General features: G+C 55.6%; 5 protein-coding genes. 4 read left to right on the forward strand and 1 reads right to left on the reverse strand.

Annotated features, from left to right (window positions below; all coding sequences use genetic code 11):
* Nucleotides 1-141 precede the first annotated feature (141 nt).
* Nucleotides 142-354 (reverse strand): hypothetical protein, encoded by a 213-nt coding sequence (locus E1297_RS03350; protein WP_155133856.1) that lies wholly within the window; start codon nucleotides 352-354, stop codon nucleotides 142-144.
* Between the two features lie 136 nt (nucleotides 355-490).
* Between E1297_RS03350 and E1297_RS03355 the strand changes: the two genes are divergently transcribed.
* From E1297_RS03355 to E1297_RS03370, 4 genes are all read left to right on the forward strand, one after another.
* The gene (locus E1297_RS03355; RefSeq protein WP_155133859.1) at nucleotides 491-946 is read left to right on the forward strand and encodes a hypothetical protein; all 456 of its coding nucleotides are present in this window, start codon (nucleotides 491-493) and stop codon (nucleotides 944-946) included.
* A 2-nt stretch (nucleotides 947-948) separates the two neighbouring features.
* Nucleotides 949-1,254, forward strand: a complete 306-nt coding sequence (locus tag E1297_RS03360; protein WP_155133862.1) for a hypothetical protein — start codon at nucleotides 949-951, stop codon at nucleotides 1,252-1,254.
* Nucleotides 1,255-1,462: 208 nt separating this feature from the next.
* Nucleotides 1,463-2,245, forward strand: a complete 783-nt coding sequence (locus E1297_RS03365; RefSeq protein ID WP_196223171.1) for a metallophosphoesterase — start codon at nucleotides 1,463-1,465, stop codon at nucleotides 2,243-2,245.
* Nucleotides 2,246-2,512: 267 nt separating this feature from the next.
* On the forward strand, nucleotides 2,513-3,160 hold the full coding sequence (locus E1297_RS03370) for a T6SS effector amidase Tae4 family protein (protein WP_155133868.1): 648 nt from the start codon (nucleotides 2,513-2,515) through the stop codon (nucleotides 3,158-3,160).
* Nucleotides 3,161-3,236 lie beyond the last annotated feature (76 nt).

The raw sequence follows: 3,236 nt of genomic DNA on the forward strand, positions 1-3,236 counted from the left end.
TCACCTGCCGCATCTCTGCGGCTTGCTCCGGATTTGTCGGCCATCACTTTAAAGTAAGTGGTCTTCGAATGATCTGATGGCCTGCCTGACAAGGCCCGCGTCGAGGAGGCTGCGACGCGGGCTTTTTTCTACTCCGCGCCCTCAGACATCGAGATCGAAGGCGGACCCCATCAAGGCGCGCGTAGACAGGAAATCCGCGAAGCGGCCGTGACCGCCCGACGCGTCGATGTCGCTCAGAACAGAATCCTGCGAAACCCCTTCGGCCTGCGCGAACTCCGACAGCATCTCGTCGACATCATCCTGATCCCATTCATTTTGACTCGCGGCCTCGGCCATCATGTCCTCGGCTCTCATATCGGCCTCCTTTCGAACTCATTGTTACTCAATCCTTCATCGTCGCCACATTGGCGAAAATGAATCCTTCTACAATCATTGACGAGCTAAGGATTCGATGTCAACATCTTCAAAATTGTTTACGGAGGGACCTCGCATGCCGACTTTCGCAGACATCACCGAAGCCATAACGAGCGAGCGCCGCTATCAGGACTCCCGATGGGGCGATACGAAATTTAGCGCCCGACCGGACAACGGGGAGCGCTCTATCGACGAGTTCATCCTCTGCAACCATGGCTACGGCGTGGATGCCGACACCGCCGGCGAAAACCAGGAAGAAGTCGTCGATGTTATGCATATTGTCCGCAAGGCCGCAGGTCTCTGGCGCGCGTGCCTCGAGCAACACGGCGATCCGGAAGGTGTGATTTACAAGGAAAGCGAGTGCGGCGTCGCCGAATTCGCGATCGACGACTTCTCTCAGAAGACGATTTTTTTGGTCCACACCGGCTCCCATTTCGGTGACACGAGCGTTAAACTCGCCCATGTCGTCAACGCCTACGAGGCCTTCATCACCGCCATGATGAACTTCGGCTCACCCCTTCGGGAGGCGTGAGCGTGACCCGGCTTCCTCGCTACACGGACCCCGTTTTCCGTAGGGACACCGTCGATCGTTGGTTGAGAGATACAGCTTCCTTTTACAAGTCCGTCTGGGACAGGAAGGGACTCGACGCAAGAAGACTCGGTGATGCCTTTGCACTGGCCGCAGATCGCGTCGGCCCGGACGACCATGTAAGGGTTGCGGCTCACGCCTGCGCGGCTGTCGGCATCGAAATCGACAGCGACGCAGCGGAGGCTGCGGATGCTTTCCTAGGGGACATGATCCGCGAACACGCGCGACGACAAGAGAGGAGGGTCGCCTGAACAGCGTCCTCTCCATCGACCCCTCGCCATGATCAAAGCGACGCGAGAGGCCAGCAGATGCATGAGGGCAGGGCGGACACCTTCTGGAATTACAAGAATGGACAAGTGCCGCTACGGGGTTTCGGAAAAATATAATGTTGACAAAATGGCGTTTTGAAGCCATTATCTGCGCTTCTCCAAGATTCAGGCGGACGGAAACGGAATTCAATTGAAGAAGATCAAAATTTGGTATTTCAGTGATGTGCACGCGGATGTCCAGGATGATGACATGCCCTACGGTTACCCGCCGGAGAACGCTGACGTATGCGTCGTCGCAGGAGATGTTCTGGGCGGACCGGAGTCCGTCGATTATTTAGCCTCCAAGATTAGCATGCCAATCATCTTCGTTCCAGGAAATCACGAGTACTGGGATCAGGTCTACCAGAAATCCAGAAGTGCCATGCTCCAACGCGCCGCGCGGCATCCTCATGTGTCCGTTCTCACCGACGGGCAGACGGCCGTGGTCGGCGACGTTCTCTTCGTAGGGGCAACGCTCTTCACTGATTTCTCGCTCTTCGAAAAACGTTACGTCAAAGAAGTCATGCTGGAGGCCTCCAAGGAAGGTCTAGACTTCAGGAAGATCGCATTCGGCCGTTTCGGCGAGGAAGAGCGTCTGTTCACGCCCACCGACGCGAAAGCGATCCACGAGCGCAGCCTCGCGCGGATCAAGGAGGCGTTGTCGCTCACCCCCTGCGAAAGAAAAGTGGTCGTCAGTCACTACGGTCCGTCTCCGCAGTCTATTTCCAACGAACATCAAGGTGCCGTCTCCAACGCATGGTACGTTTCCGATCTGACGGAAGTGATCAAAAGGCACGGCCCTGACGCGTGGATTCACGGTCATGTACATAAGACGTTCGACTATCGGATCGGCAAATGCCGCGTCCTGTGCAACCCGCGTGGGTTCGGACGTGAGAACATGACGTTCGAGTGGGACAAATCCGTCCTTATTTAACCCTGAAGCGCGGCAAACCTCTTCCTTCAGGGAGGAGTCAAGAGTGCGCCTCGCACAGCGAGGTATCAAGATTTACTCGATTGCCCCAAACGGACTGCAGTAGGGCTAACCACGTTCAGGATCCAATCGCCGAAAATGGGATCCTTGTCGACCCATGTCTGTTCTGCGTCCTCTCCCTGTTTAATCGTGTCCGTCCCGCTTTTCGAATAGAAAAAATTGTTTCAATGCCTGTATACTCGTTATAGTTTTAGCGAAGGAGGAGTTTTTATGACCCAAATATTTAAAAGAACGAATTTAGAAGAAAAACAGGAGCCGTCGGCCCGCATTGACCGACGTCACGTGGTTTGCGGCGCTGCACTTGGCCTAGCAATGCAAGGCCTTGTTGCCCCGGGTCTTTCATGGGCAGCCTCGTCCGCCACCCGCCCAAGCTTCAACGCGCTCTGGTCAGCATACCCACGTAGTGACAGAGAGAGCTTTTACAACTCATTAGGAGGCGAATGGCCGTCTCTTGTCGACAACCCCAGTTACCGCAACACCTGTGCCGTTCGCACTTCAGCCGCCCTTAACGGAGCGGGGCATCTTATTCCGGACAGTGCCAGGGAAGCGGTCACGGGTGACGGGCGGAACATTATCCTTCGGGTCCGATCAATGCACAGCTACCTTAAGGGCCTCCTGGGCGATCAATCCTGGGGCATGAGTAAGAAGCCCGGGGATGCTGTGACCCTGCCTACGCGTACTGGTATCATCCTCTACCATGCCAATTTCAGCGATGCCTCCGGCCACGTCGATCTCTGGAACGGCACTCAATTCGCCGGACAGGTTGATGTTTGGCAAGGAATCGAACTATCAGGTAACTCCGATATGCACGATCTAGACACCGCCGCCTTCGAGATTGGTATTTGGTTTCTGAAATAGGTCGCGGTTTTCGAATAGTTGCCCACGAAGTCAGGCGGGGTGCTGACCCAAATTTCCGAGCACAAGATCACACGCC

This window comes from Roseibium sp. RKSG952 (genome assembly GCF_009711355.1).

Bases quoted from the DNA above. Each gene is read 5' to 3' on its own strand.
- E1297_RS03355 (WP_155133859.1), top strand. From the start codon at position 491: ATGCCGACTTTCGCAGACATCACCGAAGCCATAACGAGCGAGCGCCGC.
- E1297_RS03370 (WP_155133868.1), top strand. From the start codon at position 2,513: ATGACCCAAATATTTAAAAGAACGAATTTAGAAGAAAAACAGGAGCCG.
- E1297_RS03350 (WP_155133856.1), bottom strand. From the start codon at position 354: ATGAGAGCCGAGGACATGATGGCCGAGGCCGCGAGTCAAAATGAATGG.